At 46.9% G+C, this 19,703-nt stretch carries 4 protein-coding genes; all 4 read left to right on the forward strand.

Going from position 1 to position 19,703, the window contains the following annotated elements:
• Positions 1 to 2 precede the first annotated feature (2 nt).
• The gene (locus tag IX95_RS09370; RefSeq protein ID WP_038159089.1) at positions 3 to 10,889 is read left to right on the forward strand and encodes a non-ribosomal peptide synthetase; all 10,887 of its coding nucleotides are present in this window, start codon (positions 3 to 5) and stop codon (positions 10,887 to 10,889) included.
• A complete protein-coding gene (locus IX95_RS09375) occupies positions 10,886 to 16,306 on the forward strand; it encodes a non-ribosomal peptide synthetase (protein WP_038159092.1) in 5,421 nt (1,806 codons plus the stop codon). The genes IX95_RS09370 and IX95_RS09375 overlap by 4 nt, the downstream gene beginning before the upstream one ends.
• 137 nt (positions 16,307 to 16,443) lie before the next feature.
• Positions 16,444 to 18,675: a TonB-dependent siderophore receptor gene (locus IX95_RS09380; RefSeq protein ID WP_038159095.1), complete on the forward strand. Its 2,232-nt coding sequence runs from the start codon at positions 16,444 to 16,446 to the stop codon at positions 18,673 to 18,675.
• Entirely contained in the window at positions 18,665 to 19,633 is a 969-nt protein-coding gene (locus IX95_RS09385) for a GNAT family N-acetyltransferase (RefSeq protein WP_038159098.1), read from the forward strand. Before IX95_RS09380 ends, IX95_RS09385 begins: the two co-directional genes overlap by 11 nt.
• The last annotated feature ends 70 nt before the right edge of the window (positions 19,634 to 19,703 follow it).

The following is a 19,703-nucleotide window of genomic DNA, read 5'->3' on the forward strand; positions in this document are numbered from 1 at the left end:
GTATGTCAGTGGATGATATCACGATGACTCCCGCCAGTGGTGGTTGGAGTCCACTTTCTCATTCTCAGCAACGTCTATGGTTGTTCCATCAACTCATGCCAGAAAGTATTGCGTATAACTTAGGTGGTGTTGCATGGTTATCGGGTGAGGGAATCACAAAAGAAAAAATCCTAGACGCACTTTCTAAGATATTAGAAATGCACCCAGTCTTACGTATAAAGATCGAACAAAGGGACGGACAACCTCAGCAGTTTGCGTATTATGACCGAGTCCCAGTGGCTTTTGTTGATTTGACCGATGAAGCCGATGCTGCTGACATTGTAAAGCGAGAAGCCAAAGCTAAGACTTATCAGCCGTATAACTTAGGAAATGAGCTACTGTGTAGATTCCACCTATACCAGTTGGCTGAAGATAGGTTTGCTCTATGCATTGCTGCACATCATTTGATTACCGATGCTTGGTCACTACAGTTGTTTGTAAGCTCTATTGTTCAATTTGTATCGGGAAAGTCACCCAAAATCCCAAAAGGGATCAGTTACTTTGATTTTTCTGAAAGTCAAAATGACTTCGATCCTGTAAAAGAGAAGGCGGACTGGGAAGCTCTGAAGTTAATGGGTGAGGAGCCCTGTATTCTTCAAGGCAAGACGACTCAGGAGCAGAGCGCTTATACCGCCGGGCATATAGAAGAGTCATTGGGTATTGATGAATCAGTCTTGGTCGAAAAGGTTGCCAAACATTTTGGTGTGACTAAATTCGAGGTGTTGTCTTCTGCGTTGTTGTTGACTCTGTCTTCATATGCCAACAATTCTCAACCAACGATCACCGTGCCAGCATTGAATCGAGACTCTGCGAACAGGAGGAATATCGGTTTTTACGTTAATAATGCTGTCTTGGGTGTTCAGGCAAATCCAGAGTTGAACTTGAAAGAAGTTGTGCAGCAGGTGAAAAGCAATCTGCGCAACTCATTGAAGTTCTCTCATTTACCTATTGAGAAGCTTTTAGGCCAGACGCCGCTTCCTACTGTTGCATTCAATTATCGTAGTCACGGGCATAAGCTCGCTGTGAAAAGCATCGGCGAGGATGGCAACACAATTAAAGGTGTTTTTGAAGAATTCCCAGTGACCGAAACACCCTTTGAACTTGTCCTTGATGCTATTGCAGGAGAGCAACTTTCGCTCCGACTTGTTTATGCACAAGAGAAGTTCACTCAAGCTCAAATTGACAGCATTTTAAGCACATACAAAAATGTTCTGAACCAGATCTGCCAATCTCCTCAACAGTCTCTAGCACAGACTAACTCGCTTTCTAGCTCAGATACAGTGGCCTTGGAAGCGCACTCAGCGGTACAACAAACATGGAATCCAGTGACCTTTATGGCGCTGGTGGCTGAGCAAGCAAAACTGCGTCCTGAAAAAGTTGCCTTAAAACATGGCGATAAAACGCTGACTTACGCTGAGTTAGATGTTCAGTCGAATGTAGTCGCACACTCATTGCGTCAAAGAAAGGTTCAATCAGAAGGTGTTGTCGGTGTGATGATGGAGCGTGGCACCGATATGCTGGTCGCCATGCTGGGCATCATGAAAGCAGGCTGCGCATTTCTGCCGCTTGATCCGGATTACCCTGCTGAGCGCATCAGCTTTATGCTTGAAGACAGTGAAGCTCAGCAGTTACTGACTCGGCAGCACCTGATGGATAAGGCTCAAGGTCTTTTCATACAATCCAGTTGTGCTCAAGAGTGTATTGCTATTGAATCTTTGTTAGCAGCTGAGGTTCCAGTCTCTGAGCTTGGTGAGTGTTCATACCAAGATATCCACTTAGACCAGTTGGCGTACTTAATCTACACCTCTGGCTCAACAGGTAAGCCTAAAGGCGTGGCAGTCAGTCATCGCGGACTGACAATGCACGTCCAGACGATTGGCGAGCAATATGGCATGACGCCTGAAGACACAGAGCTGCATTTTGCTTCTATCAGTTTTGATGGCGCCGTGGAACGTTGGACTGTTCCACTGGCGTTTGGCTCAACGCTGATCATTCGTGACCAACAGTTGTGGACACCAGAAAAAACGACTCAAGTATTGGTAGACGAGAAAGTCACCATCGCTTGTTTCCCGCCAAGTTATGCCGGACCTTGGCTAGATTGGGTTGAACAAACTCAGCCAGATTTGGCTCTTCGCTCATTGACACTAGGTGGTGAGGCATTTACCCGAGAAACGTTTGAACGAATTCAACGGGTGGTTAATCCACCTCGCATCGTCAATGGTTACGGCCCGACAGAAACGGTCGTTACTCCGATGATCTGGCGTGCTTATCCAGAAGATAAACTGGAAAGCTCGTACGCACCGATTGGTCAGCCTGTGGGTGACCGTAAGTTGTATGTGCTGGATGAGAACCTTAAACAGGTACCATTTGGGTCGGTTGGAGAGCTGTACATTGGCATGGAATCTGGCCTTGCTCGCGGTTACTTGAAACGACCTGAATTGACTGCTGAACGTTTTATTCCGGATCCATTTGCCGCTAACGGCGAGCGTATGTATCGCACTGGTGATTTGGTTCGATTTAGACAAGATGGAGTTGTTGAATATCTTGGCCGTGCCGATCAACAAGTAAAAATTCGTGGCTTCCGTATTGAGCTAGGAGAGATTGAATCGCGCCTGCAAACGCTTTCTAACGCTGAGTTTTGTGCGGTTGTCGCACACGAGTCGCCGACAGGAAAGCGCCTAGTCGGTTACGTTCAATTGAGTGAAACAGAGCAAAAATCTGAATCTCAATGGCGTATAGAGTTAGCCTCCCAGTTGCCAGATTATATGGTGCCGTCACGCATCATTGTTAACCAGACACTCCCTCTGACACCTGCTGGTAAAGTGGATCGCAAGCAACTTGCCGCACCAGATTGGGATGAAGAACAGAAAGCGGGTGCTCCGCTGGAAGGGGACATCCAACATCAGTTGGCTGAAATATGGCGTGAGCTCCTAAAAGTAGAGTCTATTGGCTCTGACAGCCATTTCTTTGCACTTGGTGGAGATTCAATTACTGCGCTACAAATGGTAGGTAAGCTTCGTCAGCGAGGTTTGATGCTGACACCAAAGCAAGTGTTTGACCATCCAGTACTCGATGAAATGGCGTTATGTGTTCTCGATAGCCAAATCAAACCAGCTGAACAAGGTGAGCTGAGTGGCAAAGTAGCCTTGCTACCAATGCAGAAGCGATTCATTGAGAACTATCTAGATAAGAATGGTCATTTAGAACTGTGTAACCAGTACGCAAAACTCAACTTGCCAGCTCCGGTTAATGCAGACGCGATTGTCCGAGCACTCAAGCAAGTGGTGCAACATCATGATAGTTTGCGCCTTTCTTTCGAGGCTCCCAATACCACAACACCTAATGCAGCAGAGTATCTAGCTGAATATGTGACTACCGCAGATTTTGCATTCCACCTTTATGCCGAGCAGATAGACATCGATGCTGTGCAGAGTGCGATTAATCCGTCTGTTGGTAAGCAATTGTCGGTTGGCCTGAATACTGAGACGGGCGAAATGCTGGTTTCCGTCCACCACCTTGTCATTGATGCGCTTTCTTGGCCTGTGCTAATTCAAGATTTGCTTGGAAGTTACCAGCAAGAAATGGGTGTTGACTCTTATGTGTTTGCCTCTAAAACTCACAATCAGGCTGATTGGTATGAGGCACTAGAGAATCTTCATATCAGTCATAAACAGTCCGAATTCTGGAATGCTCAGCGAGCAGAACCTGCTTTTGCTGAAGGTTCAGCTAAGGAAGGCGAGAGCAAAGGAATTCATAAGCACAGTTACCATTTAACCAAAGAGCTCGCCGAGACATTGTTTGCATCGACTCAGGCCTTCGCCAGAATGAGCAAGGAGCAGACGTTAATGGCATTGTCTGCACTTGCAGTGAAAGAAATAACCTCTACAAACGAGATCGTCATTCATCGCGAAAGCCATGGTCGATTCAGTGAGTCGTTTGGGTTGGATCTTTCACGCAGTGTTAACTGGCATACTGCGTTGTTCCCACAAAAAGTTGTGTTAAGTGACGGCGTTAGTGAACTGTTAGCGCGTGTAAAAGATGGCTCTCATGCAATCTCCGATGGTGGCTTGAGTTATTCAGCAGGTGTTGTTCAGCAGCAATGGCAGTATCAACGCAATGTTGATGTGCTATTTAACTTCCTAGGCCGAGCAACGCAGGCTGACGTGAAAGGGGCTGAACTGGGTGAGTTTGGCCTATGGCGACCAGAAAATGCCAAAGCTGATGCCGCAATTGCATTGAATATCAGCGAAACTGATGAAGGCTTTGATGTCGAGTTGGAGTTTTCACTATCTGCTTTATCGAAATCTGAGTGTGAAGCGTATGTTCATCACTTAGAGGCAGCAATCAAAGTAGTAACGGAACATTGCACGTCTAACTCAGCCATTTTGACACAAGCTGAAGCGCCAAATACTCATCTGAGTCTCGCGACGTTAAGCCAAGTAAGTAGTAACGCTCATCAACTTCCGAATCAAATTCTACCGTTGTCTACGCTACAGCAAGGTTTGTATTTCCACGCTCAGCTATCGCAAGACACAAGCACCTACGTCAACCAAATTACCTTGCCTATATCGGGAGCTGATGCTGCCCAATTAGAAGAGGGTTGGAAAGCCTTGATGAAGCGTCATTCGATTCTACGTAGTACGCTGCATCAAGTAGAAGGTCAGGCGCACCTGTATGTTTGGGATGATCTTCCTATCACGAGCAGAGTCTTTGATGGACGAGAGGAAGTAGGCTTTGAACTAGAGTCGTATAAACGTTCGCTCATTGAACAAGGTTTCGAACTAGAACAAGATGCGAGCGCCCAGCAGCTAAAACCTTTGTGGCGAGTAGATCTAGTGACAACGGGTGACAATGAGATCGCTTGTATCTTCACGATTCACCACATTCTGATGGATGGTTGGAGCACTGGTGTTTTGCTCAGCGAACTGTTTGCCCACTATCAAAACATGAGCCTGCCTGTCGTCAGTCATGATTTTGCTGATTATTTGGAATGGGTTGTACAGCAAGAACCAGAAAGTGCTCAAGAGTACTGGCGTGGTTATCTGAATGGTGTAGAAGCGCCAACAATGTTGGTTGAACAATACGGTTCGAACACAGATAAACTAGGGCATGTGCGCCACAACGTGGACTTCAGTGCTGAGGTACTAAGTGGTTGGCAGTCTCAACTGAAGTCATCTGGCATCACGCTAAACACTCTCGTTCAGGGCGCATGGTTACTGACGCTTCAACGTTACACGGGTCAGTCTCAGCCTGTTTTCGGCAATACGGTTGCAGGTCGACCATCGTCATTGGCAAACAGTGAAGCCATGGTTGGTCTTTTCATTAATACCTTGCCTGTTACATCAATGGTGAACTGGCAAGCGAAAACCGGTGAATGGCTTGCCGATATACAAGAGCAGGCGAGTGCACAGCGTGAATTCAGCCACGTCTCTTTGTCAGAGGTACAAGCACAATCTCCACTGGCTGGTGAGAATCTGTTTGATTCGTTGGTGGTGTTTGAAAACTACCCATTGGATGAGAGCCTGTTTAGTGAAACTGGCCTTAAAATTGGCGAGCCTGACAGTTATGAGTTTACACATTACCCGCTAACGTTGGCGGTATTGCCAGGTGAATCATTACGCATTGTTTTTGCGTACAACTCAGCGAAATTCTCGAAGTCAGATATTGATGCGCTGTCAGCAACGACGTCTCATTATCTTGAGCAGCTTGTCGATAAGCTGGCTCATAACCTGAGTGATATTGATGTATTGGACGCCGAGCAACAGTCTCGCTTGTTTGGTCATGTAAAAGCGTCTGAACCTTGGGCTTACAAACCCTTTACTGAACTATTAAAAGAGCAGGTGCTTGCTCAACCAGATAGTGAAGCGCTTGTGGCGAATCCTCTTGGGGGAACGGGCTTATCAACTAATGGCACTGAACGGATCGCATTGACATACCAACAGCTGGATAACTTCAGTGATGGCGTAGCCGCTGAGCTAATTGCGCGCGGCATTCAACGAGACCAGCGGGTTGGTGTGATGTTTGCTCGTGGCGCAGACATGTTGGTGGCAATGATCGGTGTCTTGAAAGCCGGAGCTGCATTCCTACCTTTAGATCCTTCATATCCTCAAGACCGACTGGCCTATATGGTTGAAGATAGCGATGCACAGTGGCTGATTTCTGACGGTAGTTCGCAACAATTGGCACGTGAGATTTGTCTGCGAGATAACATCATTGTGTATTCTGAAATCGACCTTCATCAGCCTCTTTTAAATCGTCCTGAAATTTTAGAAGAGCAGCTGGCGTATGTGATCTATACCTCCGGCTCAACGGGTAAACCTAAAGGTGTGTGCGTTTCTCATTCTGGTCTGAGCATGCATGTTCAAACCATTGGCCAACGATATGGCATGACACCAAAAGACATCGAGCTGCACTTTGCTTCGATCAGTTTTGATGGTGCCGTTGAGAGATGGACTGTCCCTCTAGCCTTCGGCTCAAAACTGGTGATTCGAGACCAGCAGCTTTGGAGTGCACAAGAGACATGTGAAGTGCTTGAGCGTGAAGCCGTGACCATCGCGTGTTTCCCGCCAAGCTATGTTGGCCCACTGCTAGAGTGGATTGAAGTTGAACAACCAGCATTAGCCGTACGCTCGTGGACTCTGGGCGGTGAAGCCTTTACACGAGAGACCTATTTCAAGCTTCAGCAGGTACTGAATCCGAAGCGTATTATCAATGGATACGGCCCGACGGAAACAGTCGTGACACCAATGATCTGGAAGGCTTATCCTGAAACGCCGCTAGAAAGTGCTTACGCACCTATCGGTACCGCTGTCGGTGCGCGTAGTCTGTATGTATTGGACGGCGACCTTCGTCCGGTTCCGTCTGGTGTCAGTGGCGAATTGTACATTGGTGAAGAAGTTGGCTTAGCTCGCGGTTATCTAGATCGTCCAGAATTAACAGCCGAGCGTTTTGTTCCCGATCCATTTGCGAATAATGGAGAGCGCATGTACCGCACTGGCGACTTAGTTCGCTGGCGCGAAGATGGCGTAATGGAGTATCTGGGTCGAGCTGATGACCAAATAAAAATTCGAGGCTTCCGTGTCGAATTAGGTGAAATCGAATCACGATTACAAAGTATCAGTGGCAGTAAACTGAGCGCTGTCACCGCCTTTGAAGGTTCGGCTGGAAAGTACTTGGTCGGTTACGTAGAAGGTCAGGCTGACCTAATAAACGGCGATGATATTCTCGCTCAAATGGCGAAAGCACTGCCTGACTATATGGTGCCTTCACAGCTTGTGGTTATGGATTCGATGCCGTTGACGCCAGCAAGTAAAGTCGACAAGAAAAAACTGCCGCAGCCTGATAATCATGTTCAGCACAAAGCCTATGAAGCGCCAGAAGGTGAGATAGAGCAACTTCTGGCACAAGAATGGCAAGCCTTGTTTGGGCTAGAGAAGGTGAGTCGTAATGATGATTTCTTCGCTTTGGGTGGTCAGTCATTGCTCGCTACCCAGCTCGTTGGACGTTTGCAGCAAAAACACCAGATTCGTCTTTTACTTCAGAGTGTCTTTGATTCTCCAAGACTAGATGTGATGGCAACTCAGTGTACATCGCTCAAAGAACCTGCAGTCACGATCAAAGCAATGCCGCGCATGGAATACATGCCAGTGAGCGCTTCACAGAAGCGTTTATGGTTTGTTCAACAGCTGATGCCTGAAAGCTCTGCTTATCACATGCCGCTTGGCCTTAAGTTAAAAGGCACAGTGAATAGAGAGTGGCTAGAGCAGTCTTTGCGCACTGTGATAGGCCGCCATGAGGCTCTGCGTACCAGCTTCGTGCAGGTAGATGGCGAGCTGATGCAGTCTATCCATTCTGATGACGAAGTAAGTCAATTCGCATTAGCAGAATACTCAGCTGATGAGTTCACCGACCCAGAGGCTCAGCGCCTAAACTGGATTGGTGAAACCTTTGACTTGTCATCGCCTGAACTGCTAAGAGCTTACTTGCTCAAGCATTCAGATCAAGAATTCGAACTACTTCTTGTTGTCCATCACATCGTCTCTGACGGCATTTCGATTCAAAACCTAATGCGAGAACTGTCGGCTGTTTATTCGTCGTACAGTCATTCTGGGCAGTTTGAGTCAAACATAGAGACTGTCGCGCTTGATTACGCCGATTACGCTAGCTGGCAGCAAGAGTGGTTAAAGTCAGATAATGCCAAAGAATCACTTTCATGGTGGAAAGCTGCGTTAGTGAAAGATATTGAGCCGCTTGTTCTCCATAGCGATGTCGCAAGAGAGCAGCTCGAAACCACCGGTCAGCGTCATCACTTCACTCTAACCAAGCAGCAGGTCAACGCGATTGAGACTCTTGCTGCACAAAGCGCAACGACTCCTTTTAACGTTATGTTAAGCCTGTGGCACTTATTGCTTCACAAGTATTCTGGGCGTGATGAAATTCGAGTTGGTATCCCTGTCGCAGGCAGAACACAGCCAGACACTCAGCAGATGCAAGGCTGCTTCATTAACAACTTGGTGATCCCTGCGCAGTTAGACGCGGCAATGAGTTACGACAATCTGCTGCTAGAGACAAAACGTTTTACTGAACAGGCGTTGACACATCAGGATGTGCCATTTGAGGTATTGGTAGAGTCACTTGGTGTGACGAGTAATTTGCAGCACCATCCGTTGTACCAGACGAGTTTCAACTTCCAACGTATTGAGCGCTCAATTCTCGCTGAATGGGGAGGAGTACAAGCAGAAGCGTTTGATCCGGGCGTGGTCGCGGCTCAGTTAGAGTTGAGCTTAGATGTTCAGGCCTATGATGACGGCGAATGGAGTGGTTTTGTTAACTATGCAGCACCAGTATTCGATCAAACGTTTGTCGAAGCGTTACTTGATCACTGGCTCAAGCTGCTTGAACAAGTTGCATTGAATCCTAACGCGATGCTGTCTGAACTCAAGTTGGTTGATTCTGACGAGTTCGCACAAATTGAAGCATTCAACGCGACGAAGAAATCTTGGGGTGAAATGCTTCCTCCGCCAGTCGCTGTTGAAGCTCAAGCACAGCGCACCCCTGAGGCGATTGCTTTGTCCATGGGTCAGCAGTCAATGACTTACGCTGAATTCGACAGCAAAGTTAATCAGTTGGCTCAGTGGCTACGCCAACAAGGTGTGGGCGAAGAAACCAGAGTCGGCCTTGGTTTACCACGCTCGTTTGAACTAGTAATTGGATTACACGCGATTACTCGTGCCGGTGGTGCTTATGTGCCATTAGACCCAAGTTATCCAGCAGAACGTTTGAATTACATTCTTGAATCTGCGGACGTATCCATTTTACTGACCGATAGTGAGACCTTGCCACAATGGCCAGAAAATCCTCAATGTCAGTATGTGGCGCTAAATCAGGCTGAGATCTTACAGCAAGTCAACGAGCAGAGCACTGAGGCTCCAGTGGTAAATTGGCAGGCTGAACAGTCGCTGTATGTCATCTTTACTTCCGGTTCTACAGGACTACCAAAAGGCGTGGTAAATACCCAGTCGGCACTGCACAACCGTTTGGCTTGGATGCAAAACGAGTATCAGTTAGATGCCAGTGACTGTGTCCTTCAGAAAACACCGTTTAGCTTCGATGTCTCTGTATGGGAGTTCTTCTGGCCGCTTATGTATGGCGCAAGACTAGCTATTGCTGAGCCAGATCATCACCGACAACCTGAGCTATTGCATAACACCATTCGAGAGCAGGGCGTAACGACGATCCATTTCGTTCCTTCAATGCTTCATGCTTTTGAAAGCGAAACGGATATTGGAGAGTGCAGCAGCCTGCGCCGCATTATTTGTAGCGGTGAGGCTTTACCTGCTGAGTTGACTGAAAAAGTGTTGACGGGCGCGCCAGGTTGCCAGCTGCATAACCTCTATGGTCCGACTGAAGCAGCTATTGACGTGACTTACTGGCAATGTGAATTACCTGTCGGTAAGCGCATCCCGATTGGTCATGCGATTAGCAACACCCAACTTCATGTATTGGATGATTGTTGGAATCCAGTCCCAGTCGGCGTCCCAGGTGAGCTATACCTTGCGGGTGATGGTCTCGCGCGTGAGTATCTATCCAGACCGGACTTGACCGCCGATCGCTTTGTGCCAAATCCGTTTGCGTGCGAGCAAGATGGGAACATTGGTTCTCGTATGTACCGCACCGGTGACCAAGTAGTTCGCATGTCAGATGGCAGACTTGAATACTTGGGCCGATTGGATCATCAGGTAAAAATTCGTGGGCTTCGTATTGAGCTGGAAGAAATTGAGAATGTTCTTAACCAACATGATGACGTCGATGAATCTGCAGTCATTGCTTATGAGCATCAAACAGGGACACAGCTTGTCGCTTACGTGGTTTGTGGTGAGTGGAATTCAGAAAAAGAAACGGCTGCTAAAGCACACTTGAATGACCACCTTCCAGACTACATGGTTCCGGCCATCTACGTTGCACTGGATGAAATGCCTCTTTCACCAAATGGCAAGCGTGACCGCAAAGCGTTGCCTTCTCCAGAGTGGAGTCAGGTGGAATATCGCGCCCCAGAGAGTGAATTGGAAATTTGGTTTGCCAATACATGGCAGCAAGTCCTTGGCTCAGAAAAAGTCGGCCTAGACGATAACTTCTTTGCGCTCGGAGGCCATTCTCTGTTGGCTACACGTATCGTCGCTCAAGCACAAAAAGAGCTCGACTTAGCGATCTCATTAAAAGATTTCTTTGCCGCTGGGACGCTACAGGCGCTAACGGATGCACTTCAATCTCAGTATCAGGCAAACAATGAACAAGAACAGGATGAACTCGACGCCATGGCAGCACTAATGGACGAGTTGGAATTGTTATGACCCAAGAATCAAATTCAAAAGCACAACAAAAACCAAAAATAGACAAATTTGCATTAGCAAAACGTTTTCTAAACCTTGGCGAGCAAGAGCAGGCGAAATTTATCGCTCTGCTTGATGCCAAAGGAATGAGCTTTGAAAAGCTACCGATTGTCTCAGCAGAAGAGGTGCGTGATGTGCCTCTTTCTCCGGCGCAGAAACGACTTTGGGACATCTACCAGCTTGATGCTGGTAATAGTGCTTACCATATCAGTGGTGGTTTTGAGCTCACTGGTGATCTCTCTACCGACAAAATGGAACTGGCGCTTGCTGAAGTCATGAGCAAGCACCACGCCTTGAGAACACGCTTTGTTGTTTCGGACCAAGGTGAACCGAAGCAACATGTTGACCAGCACTGTATTGCTCACGTTGAGCTTAAAGATGCTAGGCACTTAACGGAAAGTCAGCTGTGCGAATGGACAGCGGAATTTATCGCTAAGCCGTTTGATTTGCTTCATGAGATGCCGGTGCGAATGGCGTGTATTCGTGCATCTGAAGACAAAACTCATGTGATCATCGTGATGCACCATATTGTGTCTGACGGCTGGTCTATCGGATTATTTATGCGGGACTTGGTCACCGCCTATCAGGGTGAGTCTCTAGAGCCATTGAGCATTCAGTACAGTGACTTTTCTGTCTGGCAGGATGCACTGCTAAAAGCGGGTAAAGGGGATGAGGATCTTCAATTCTGGCAGCAAGAGTTAGGTGAGAAGCAGCCGCCAAAACTGTTTGAGTGGACGGGCGATATTGCACCTAATCAGCGTCGAGAAGCACAGCAGGTAAGCCTAAAATTTGACGGCAATGTTTCTGAACGTATTGCACGCCTTGCAAGGCAAAATAACGTCACCACTTCGAGTTTTTGGCTAGCCATTTGGCAGGCAGCGCTGTTCAAGTTGACAGGACGTAACGATATCAACATTGGTATGCCAATGGCTAACCGCGCCCGACCAGAAGTATCTGACGTTATTGGCTTTTTCGTAAACACTAATGTGGTTGCGCAAGACATACAGCCTGAACAGAACTTTGGTCAAATCATGACTAAATCTCACAGCAAAGTGCTGGAGATTCAGGAACACCAACTATTGCCGTTTGATCGTGTGGTTTCTTCATTGTTGGCGGATAGGTTGGTTGGCGAAACGCCTTACTTTCAAGTGTTGTTTAATCATCAGGTCAATCAAATCGAGTCGGTCGAGTTTGCTCCGGGTGTAGCGGTAAAGCCGCTGGCGCTTAAGGGCAACTTCGCACTGTTTGATGTTGCTTTGGATGTATTGGAATCTTCGAGCGGTACTTTGGTTACGCTGACCTATGCCAAAGATCGTATCGATCCCGAGATGATGGTTTCGCTTAGTAGTACTCTGAATCTGTTGGTCTCACAAGCAGAACAAAACCTGAATGCACCATTGGCTGCGCTTAACTCACTGGATCAGGCTCAACTCGCCAGATTATCGGAACTGTCGCAGCCAGAAGGTGAGTGGCATTATCAACCCGTCACTGAGTTGTTCGACCTTCAGGGGATTGAGCAACCGTCGGCTATTGCATTAAAACACGGCCAGCAAAGTGTCACGTTTAAACAGCTGGAAGAAAAATCGAACCAGCTGGCGAACCAGTTAGTAGAGCTGGGTGTCGTTCGCGATCAAGCTGTGGGCGTTCTTTTTGAGCGCGGCAACGATATGATCATAGCGATGATCGCTATTATGAAGGCTGGTGGGGCGTTTCTACCGCTTGACCCTGATTATCCGACCGACCGATTGGCTTACATGATCGAGGATTCTGCTGCGAGCTTGGTCATCAGCGATCAATCATTGCGCTCACGTTGGGAAGAGATTAATTCGCACGTCCTCTCACATGCGGATCAGGCGGCTTCAGTTTCACCGCTTTATATGGGGGAGCTAGATTGGCAAGGTCTCTCAAAAGCCAAACCAGAAGTAAAACTCTTGCCAGAGCAGTTGGCTTACATCATCTACACATCAGGGTCGACGGGTAAACCTAAAGGTGTGGCGATTGCCCACGATGGCCTGAGTATGCATGTGCAGACGATTGGTGCTCAGTATGGGATGACGCAAGATGACGTTGAGCTTCACTTTGCGTCAATCAGTTTTGATGGGGCAGTAGAGCGCTGGACAGTGCCATTGGCGTTTGGTTCTCGCTTGGTGATTCGCGATCAACAACTATGGAGTGCAGAGAAAACCTGTGATGTTCTCAAACAGGAAGGGATTACGATAGCCTGTTTCCCTCCAAGTTATGTTGGCCCGTTGCTGGATTGGATAGAGACGGCTCAGCCTAAGTTGAATGTACGTTCTTGGACTTTGGGTGGTGAAGCCTTTACTCGTGAAACCTATGACCGCCTGCAATCTGTTGTAAACCCACCACGTATTATCAATGGTTATGGGCCAACAGAAACCGTGGTGACACCAATGATCTGGCGTGCTTACCCACAGGATAAGCTAACCAGCGCCTATGCACCTATCGGTCAACCTGTTGGCGCTCGTAGACTTTATGTGTTAGATGGGTTGCTTAACCAAGTTGCCGAAGGCGCAGTCGGGGAGCTGTACATTGGTGAAGAAGTCGGCCTCGCACGTGGGTATTTGGGTAAGCCAGATATGACCTCAGAAAGGTTTATGCCGGATCCATTTACCAATAATGGCGAGCGTATGTATCGCACTGGTGACTTAGTTCGTTGGCGGGAAGACGGTGTCATGGAATATTTTGGCCGTGTTGACCAACAGATAAAAATCCGTGGATTCAGAATCGAGCTGGGTGAGATCGAATCAAGGCTTCAGCAAATATCCGGTGTCGAGACTTGCGTGGTTGCGGCGCATCGTCATGGCTCTATGACCCACCTTGTGGGGTACCTGCATGGCGCTGATGCAAACAAGGCTGATAGCGTTTCGATATTATCTGAGCTTGCTGAGCATCTGCCTGAGTATATGGTTCCAGCGCATCTTGTGGTGCTAGATGAATTGCCGTTAACTCCAGCAGGTAAGGTGGACCGAAAAGCGCTGCCGGAACCAGAATTCAAATCTGAGCTGTCGCAAGGTTTGCCACCAGAAGGTGAGAAAGAAACTCTCCTTGCTGAGATTTGGCAAGAGCTACTGGGTATTAATTCTGTTAGCCGAGAAGATAGCTTCTTTGCGCTAGGTGGAGACTCTATATTGAGCCTTCAGCTAGTGAGTAAATTGAAACTAGCAGGCCTCAACGTATCTCCAAAGCAAGTATTCCAAGCGCCAGTACTGAGCGAGTTAGCACAAGTACTTGAAGCAGCAGTTGAGCAAGAGCAAAGAGAGTTACCAAAAGAACCATTTGGTCTGATGCCAATTCAGGCTCATTTCATGGCGCAAAACTTTGCTCAGCCAAACCACTGGAACCAGCACGTGTGTGTTGAGTTGAAGCAGGATATGGATATTCAGGCACTGGATACTGCGCTTAAAGGGTTAGTAGAGCATCATCCCGCGTTGAGATTGTCGTTTTCTCAAACTGAAGGTAAATGGCAGCAGCAATACGCCGAGCATGTTCCCCATGATCTTCTATGGAAAACTCAGCTAGACAGTTTAGAGGCATTCGAAGTGTTTGCTCACGAATTGCAAACAAGCCTTGATATCGGAGCAGGCCGACTGATTCAAGCAGGCTACGCTCAAATCGAGGGGCAGAAATCTCGCTTGATGATCGTAATTCATCACCTGACTGTAGATGGCGTCTCATGGCGAGTCCTTATGGATGACTTATGGCGTGCCTATCAGCAAACGCTTTCTAGTGACGAAAACTCAATGAAAGCAGTTGAGTTACCACCTGTTTACACCTCTTTGGATATGGCGGTGGATAGCCTCAACACATGGGCATCAACAGAACAAGGCAAAGCTAGGAAAGCAGTTTGGGATCAACAAGCTTTCCATGTGGAAAATACACACGCTAAAGCAATCTATGGCAATAAGCGCTCACTCAAGGTTGAGCTAAGCCGTGAGGTGACGTCGGCTTTACTGAGTTCTGAAAATATCACAGTTGAACTTGTTTCTGCTTTGACAGCAATTGTGGGAAGCAACGAAGATGGCCAAAGCGTGTATCTAGAAAGTCATGGTCGTGACGAGTCTGTATTTGAAGGGTTAGATCTTAGCCGCATGGTAGGCTGGATGACGAGCCTATATCCGATGACTTTGAATACCTCAGATTCTCGAGATGATATCGCTAAGCGTATGGCACTATTGAGCCAAGACTCAGGCATTGGCTATGGACTGCGCTACTTAGAGGATGAGCCTCAAAAACAAACTGCAGAGCTAACATTCAATTACCTAGGGCAGTATCAGGGCAATATTTTTGCTCATTGGTGTCAACCAGTGTCGTCAAACTCGCGTGATCAAGCAGATGATAATACTATGTTGACGCCTTTGGTCATCAATGTCCAAGTTGTGGATGGTGTATTGAGCGCTGATTTTGAATATGCAACGAGTCATTATTCGAAATCAGATATCGAGACCAAAGCGACTAAATGGCAAGAAAAGCTTGAATTGGTACACTCGGCATCTAAATCTCAAAAAGGCGAGGCGATAGCAGCCAAAGCTGACCTCAAATTGATCGAGAAGCTTAATACCGATGTTGACGGGATTTCACCTGTATTCTGTATTCATCCAGTGACGGGCCGAACAGTTGGTTATCAAAAATTAGCTCAAGCATTGGCGGGCAAACGCACCGTTTATGGTGTTCAGTCTCAGAGCTTCGTCTATCCAAATCGCTTTGACATTTCGTTTAGCGCAATGGCTGATACTTATTGCGCGACCATTCGTGAAATACAGCCATCAGGGCCTTACACATTGATTGGTTGGTCGCTCGGGGGCGCGCTCTGTCAAGAAGTCGCAGCTCGCCTCGAAGCAGCAGGTGAAAGTGTTGCTTTCCTCGGGCTATTGGACTGCTATGTGCCGGGCACTGAAATTGCCGAAGATCAATGGGAATCACCAACAGCAAAAGCCAAGCTGATTGAGCATCTAGAATTGCTCTTGGGTAAGTTATCGGAAGGGCAAAAGCAAAGCTGTCTTGCAGGGTTTGACCAATCATCACCGGATAAATGGCCAAACGTGTTCTCATCATGGTTAGCGTCACAAAACTTCGATCACTACCTGTCAGAAAGTGCAGAGCAAATGCTTTACAGCTGGGCGGTAGAGCAGCACATGAGAGCGCTGTGTCATGAGTATCAGTTACCTAATATCAATACCAAACCAACCGCATTTTGGGCAGGGCAACCTGAAGGTCGACACAAACTGCTGAGTTCGGAACTGTCGAAAGTTAACGCTCAGTTAAGCAGTAAAGTGCTGGATACGGATCATTTAGGAATAGTGCAAGACAGTACGCTAATCGAGAAATTACGCCACTTATTAATAATCAATACATTATAGATCCATAACGACTAATTTATAGATTCCATTTTTCTATAAAACTCGTTACACTCCATTCGCATTCGAAATGCTAATGATAATGGTTATCATAACTATTAATATAATATTCGGTAAAACCGAGAGTTAAGGAGAAAGACATGAATCGGCAGTTTTTGCTGAGCCCGGCTTGTTTGGCAGTAGCGTTCGCTCTGTCTGCTGGCGTAGTTAACGCAGCGGAAGACGAAACAGTAGTGGTAGTAGGTCAAGAGCACGATAGTGCCGTAGGCCCAGATTTCAGTTATCTAGGACAAAAAAGTCGTACAGCAACCAAAACGGATTTAGCAATCCACGAAACGCCACGAGCTGTTTCGGTTGTTACTCGCGAACAAATGGACGACCGCGCGTCAATCAGCATCTCAGACGCACTTCAGTACACCCCAGGTATCCAGACCAACTATTATGGCGATGATAACAAGCAAGATTGGTTTGTTGTACGTGGCTTTGAACAGGCAGGTACAGGTCTTTATCAAGATGGTACGCGTCTATATTCAGCAGGCTTTTACAGCTGGCAGATTGACCCGTTTGGTTTAGAGCGCGTAGAGATTCTGCGTGGCCCTGCTTCTGTTTTGTACGGACAAAACCCACCGGGTGGGTTGATCAATACGGTAAGCAAGCGTCCTCAATTTGATGGCGGTTCAGGTCAAGTGGCCGTTGAATATGGTTCGTATGATAGAACTCAAATTAGCTTGGACGTTAATCGCGAACTTAATGAAGATGTCGCTTTCCGCCTAGTGGCTATGGGCCGCAAGAATGGTACTAAAGTCGACAATGTTGATGCAGAGCGTATCTTTGTAGCACCATCATTAGCGTGGAATATTAACGATAAGAACAGTATTACATTTCTGACAAGCTACCAGAAAGACGATTCCAACCCTTATCTACAGTTTTTGCCTGTTGAAGGTACTTTGACCAGCAACCCAAACGGTCAGATTAGCGATGAGCTGGCAGTAGGTAACACCGATTGGGAAAAGTTTGAGCGTGAGCAATTGTCTTTAGGTTACGAGTTTGAACACCAGTTTAGTGATGCACTAAGTTTTGCTCAATCTGCTCGATACAGTCGTATGGATATTGATCTTCGTCAGATGTATTTTGCAGGTTACGCTGCTGATTCTGCTCTAGGAGCAGTACTTGATCCAACCAGTTCTAGACAGACCATCTTAAGAGGTGTGACGACAGAGCAAGGTCATTCAGACGCATTCAACATCGATAACCGCCTGCTGTTCAATTTTAAAACTGGTGATGTCAGACATACTCTGCTTGCTGGTTTAGATTACCAAGCGATTGAAATTGATAGTAAAGACTATGCTGGTAATGATCCTTTAGTCGCCGATGGCAACAGTAGTGTTACTGTTCCACTTCTAGGAACTATTGCTGACCCAACGTTTAACGTTTTCAATCCTAGTTACAGTAATAATGTTGTTTTACTCGATTCTAACTCAGGGACCTTTGGTCAGCTAAGTGAATCTGATATGCAGACGACTGTAACCGATAACAGTCAATTTGGTCTTTATGTACAAGATCAAGTTCGCTACCAAGATTGGGTCGTCCAGGTAGGTGCTCGCTATGATGATACTTCTAACGAGCAAACCAACCAATCAACAAACGTGACGTATAAAGCTGATTATGAAGAATGGACAGCGAATGCTGGTATTGCATATGTAATGTCTAATGGCTTTACACCATATGTTAGCTATGCACAGTCATTTGAGCCTAAGCTTCAGACTGTAAATAACCAACCAGCAAAACCTGAACGTGGTGAAGCGTACGAAGCTGGCGTTAAATATCAACCTAGAAGCTTCGACGGCTACTTTAATGTTTCTGTTTACGAGGCTACTAAGAAGGATGTTGTACAAGTCGATGGTACTGACATCAAGCAAGTTGGTGAAATCCGAAACCGCGGTTTGGAGTTAGAAGCTGTTGCGAACGTCACTCAAGCTTTAACTCTAATAGGAAACCTGTCGTACGTTGATTCTGAAATCAAAGACGACAAAGATGCTTCACTTATAGGTAAGCAACCTCAGCAAGTCGCAGACAAATTGGCTTCTGCATGGGCTAAATACCAGTTCTTTGGTGGTGCTCTTGATGGGTTAAGTCTTGGTGGCGGCCTGCGTTATACCGGTGATACCTATACTGGCAACAACGGCCAGAATACGGTGCCTTCATACACACTTTATGATGCAACAGTTAGTTACCGATTTGATGACTATAAATTCCAAGTTGCAGCGAAAAACGTCTTTGATAAAGAGTATGTGGCTACCTGTACTAGCAACTACTGGTGTTACTACGGTGACCGCCGCAATGTTATCGCGAGCGTGAGCTATGACTGGTAATAGCGATACCCTCAACACTCTGCCCTTTGGGCAGAGTGTTCAGCAACAAGGGGATATATGTTGCGTTGAGATGCCAAGTGGTCAGTTAACACTTAGCAAGGAAGGTGGCGGTTATTGGCGTGTAACCAGCAGTGCCATCAACGATAAGGAAGTGGTTCAAGCTTTTGTGCTTATGCTTGAGCATCGTACGGATATTCGTTGTATTGATCTCGGCGAGTTTACTTTTTCATCGTTAAACGACATCACTCATGTCACAGGTGAAGGTATTCGTCTGGTTTGGCGAGAAGCTTTACTGCAGTTGCCCGAACTGTGGCTAAAACAGCAGCGTCGCGCTATTCCACATAAGCAGATTCTCGCTTCTAATGGCTATCATCCTCTTCGCCCAAGACCTCAAAAAGGTGAGCTATACAGCCGCTACATTCCTGAGCTAGAGCAGACGCTGTCTCTGGTTGGGCTAGATGTAGAGCAGCATGCTGAGCTGTTTTCAAAATGGCAAAACAGTGAACGAGTGGCTGCGTTTTGGGAGCAGACAGGTACTTTAGAAGAGCATAAAGCTTATCTAGAGGAGCAGTTGGTCAATGATAAAAACCAGCTCTTGATTGTGTGCCTCAATAACGAACCCTTTGCTTACATTGAAGCCTATTGGACAAAAGAAGATCGCATCGCGCCATATTATGCAGCAGGCGATTACGACCGCGGTATTCATATGCTTGTTGGTGAAGAGCATCACCGTGGCAGTCATAAGGTGGCCGCTTGGCTTCCTTCAGTATGCCACTTCCTTTACCTGTCCGATCCTAGGACAGAGAAAATCGTCAGCGAACCAAGAGCAGATAATGCCAAGATGATTGGCTATCTGCAGAAATTCGGTTTCGCCAAGTTAAAAGAATTCGACTTCCCTCATAAGAGGGCAGCTCTAATGTGTCAGTTGAGAGATACCTTCTTTAGCGATTGCTTTTAGTATCGCAACCCAGTTTTAGGGTGTCTCGGGGATAGAGAGCCAAAGAGCTCAACGTAAAAACATGAGGTTA

It is taken from the genome of Vibrio sp. B183 (genome assembly GCF_000740665.1).
GTDB classification, from domain to species: Bacteria; Pseudomonadota; Gammaproteobacteria; order Enterobacterales; family Vibrionaceae; genus Vibrio; species Vibrio coralliilyticus.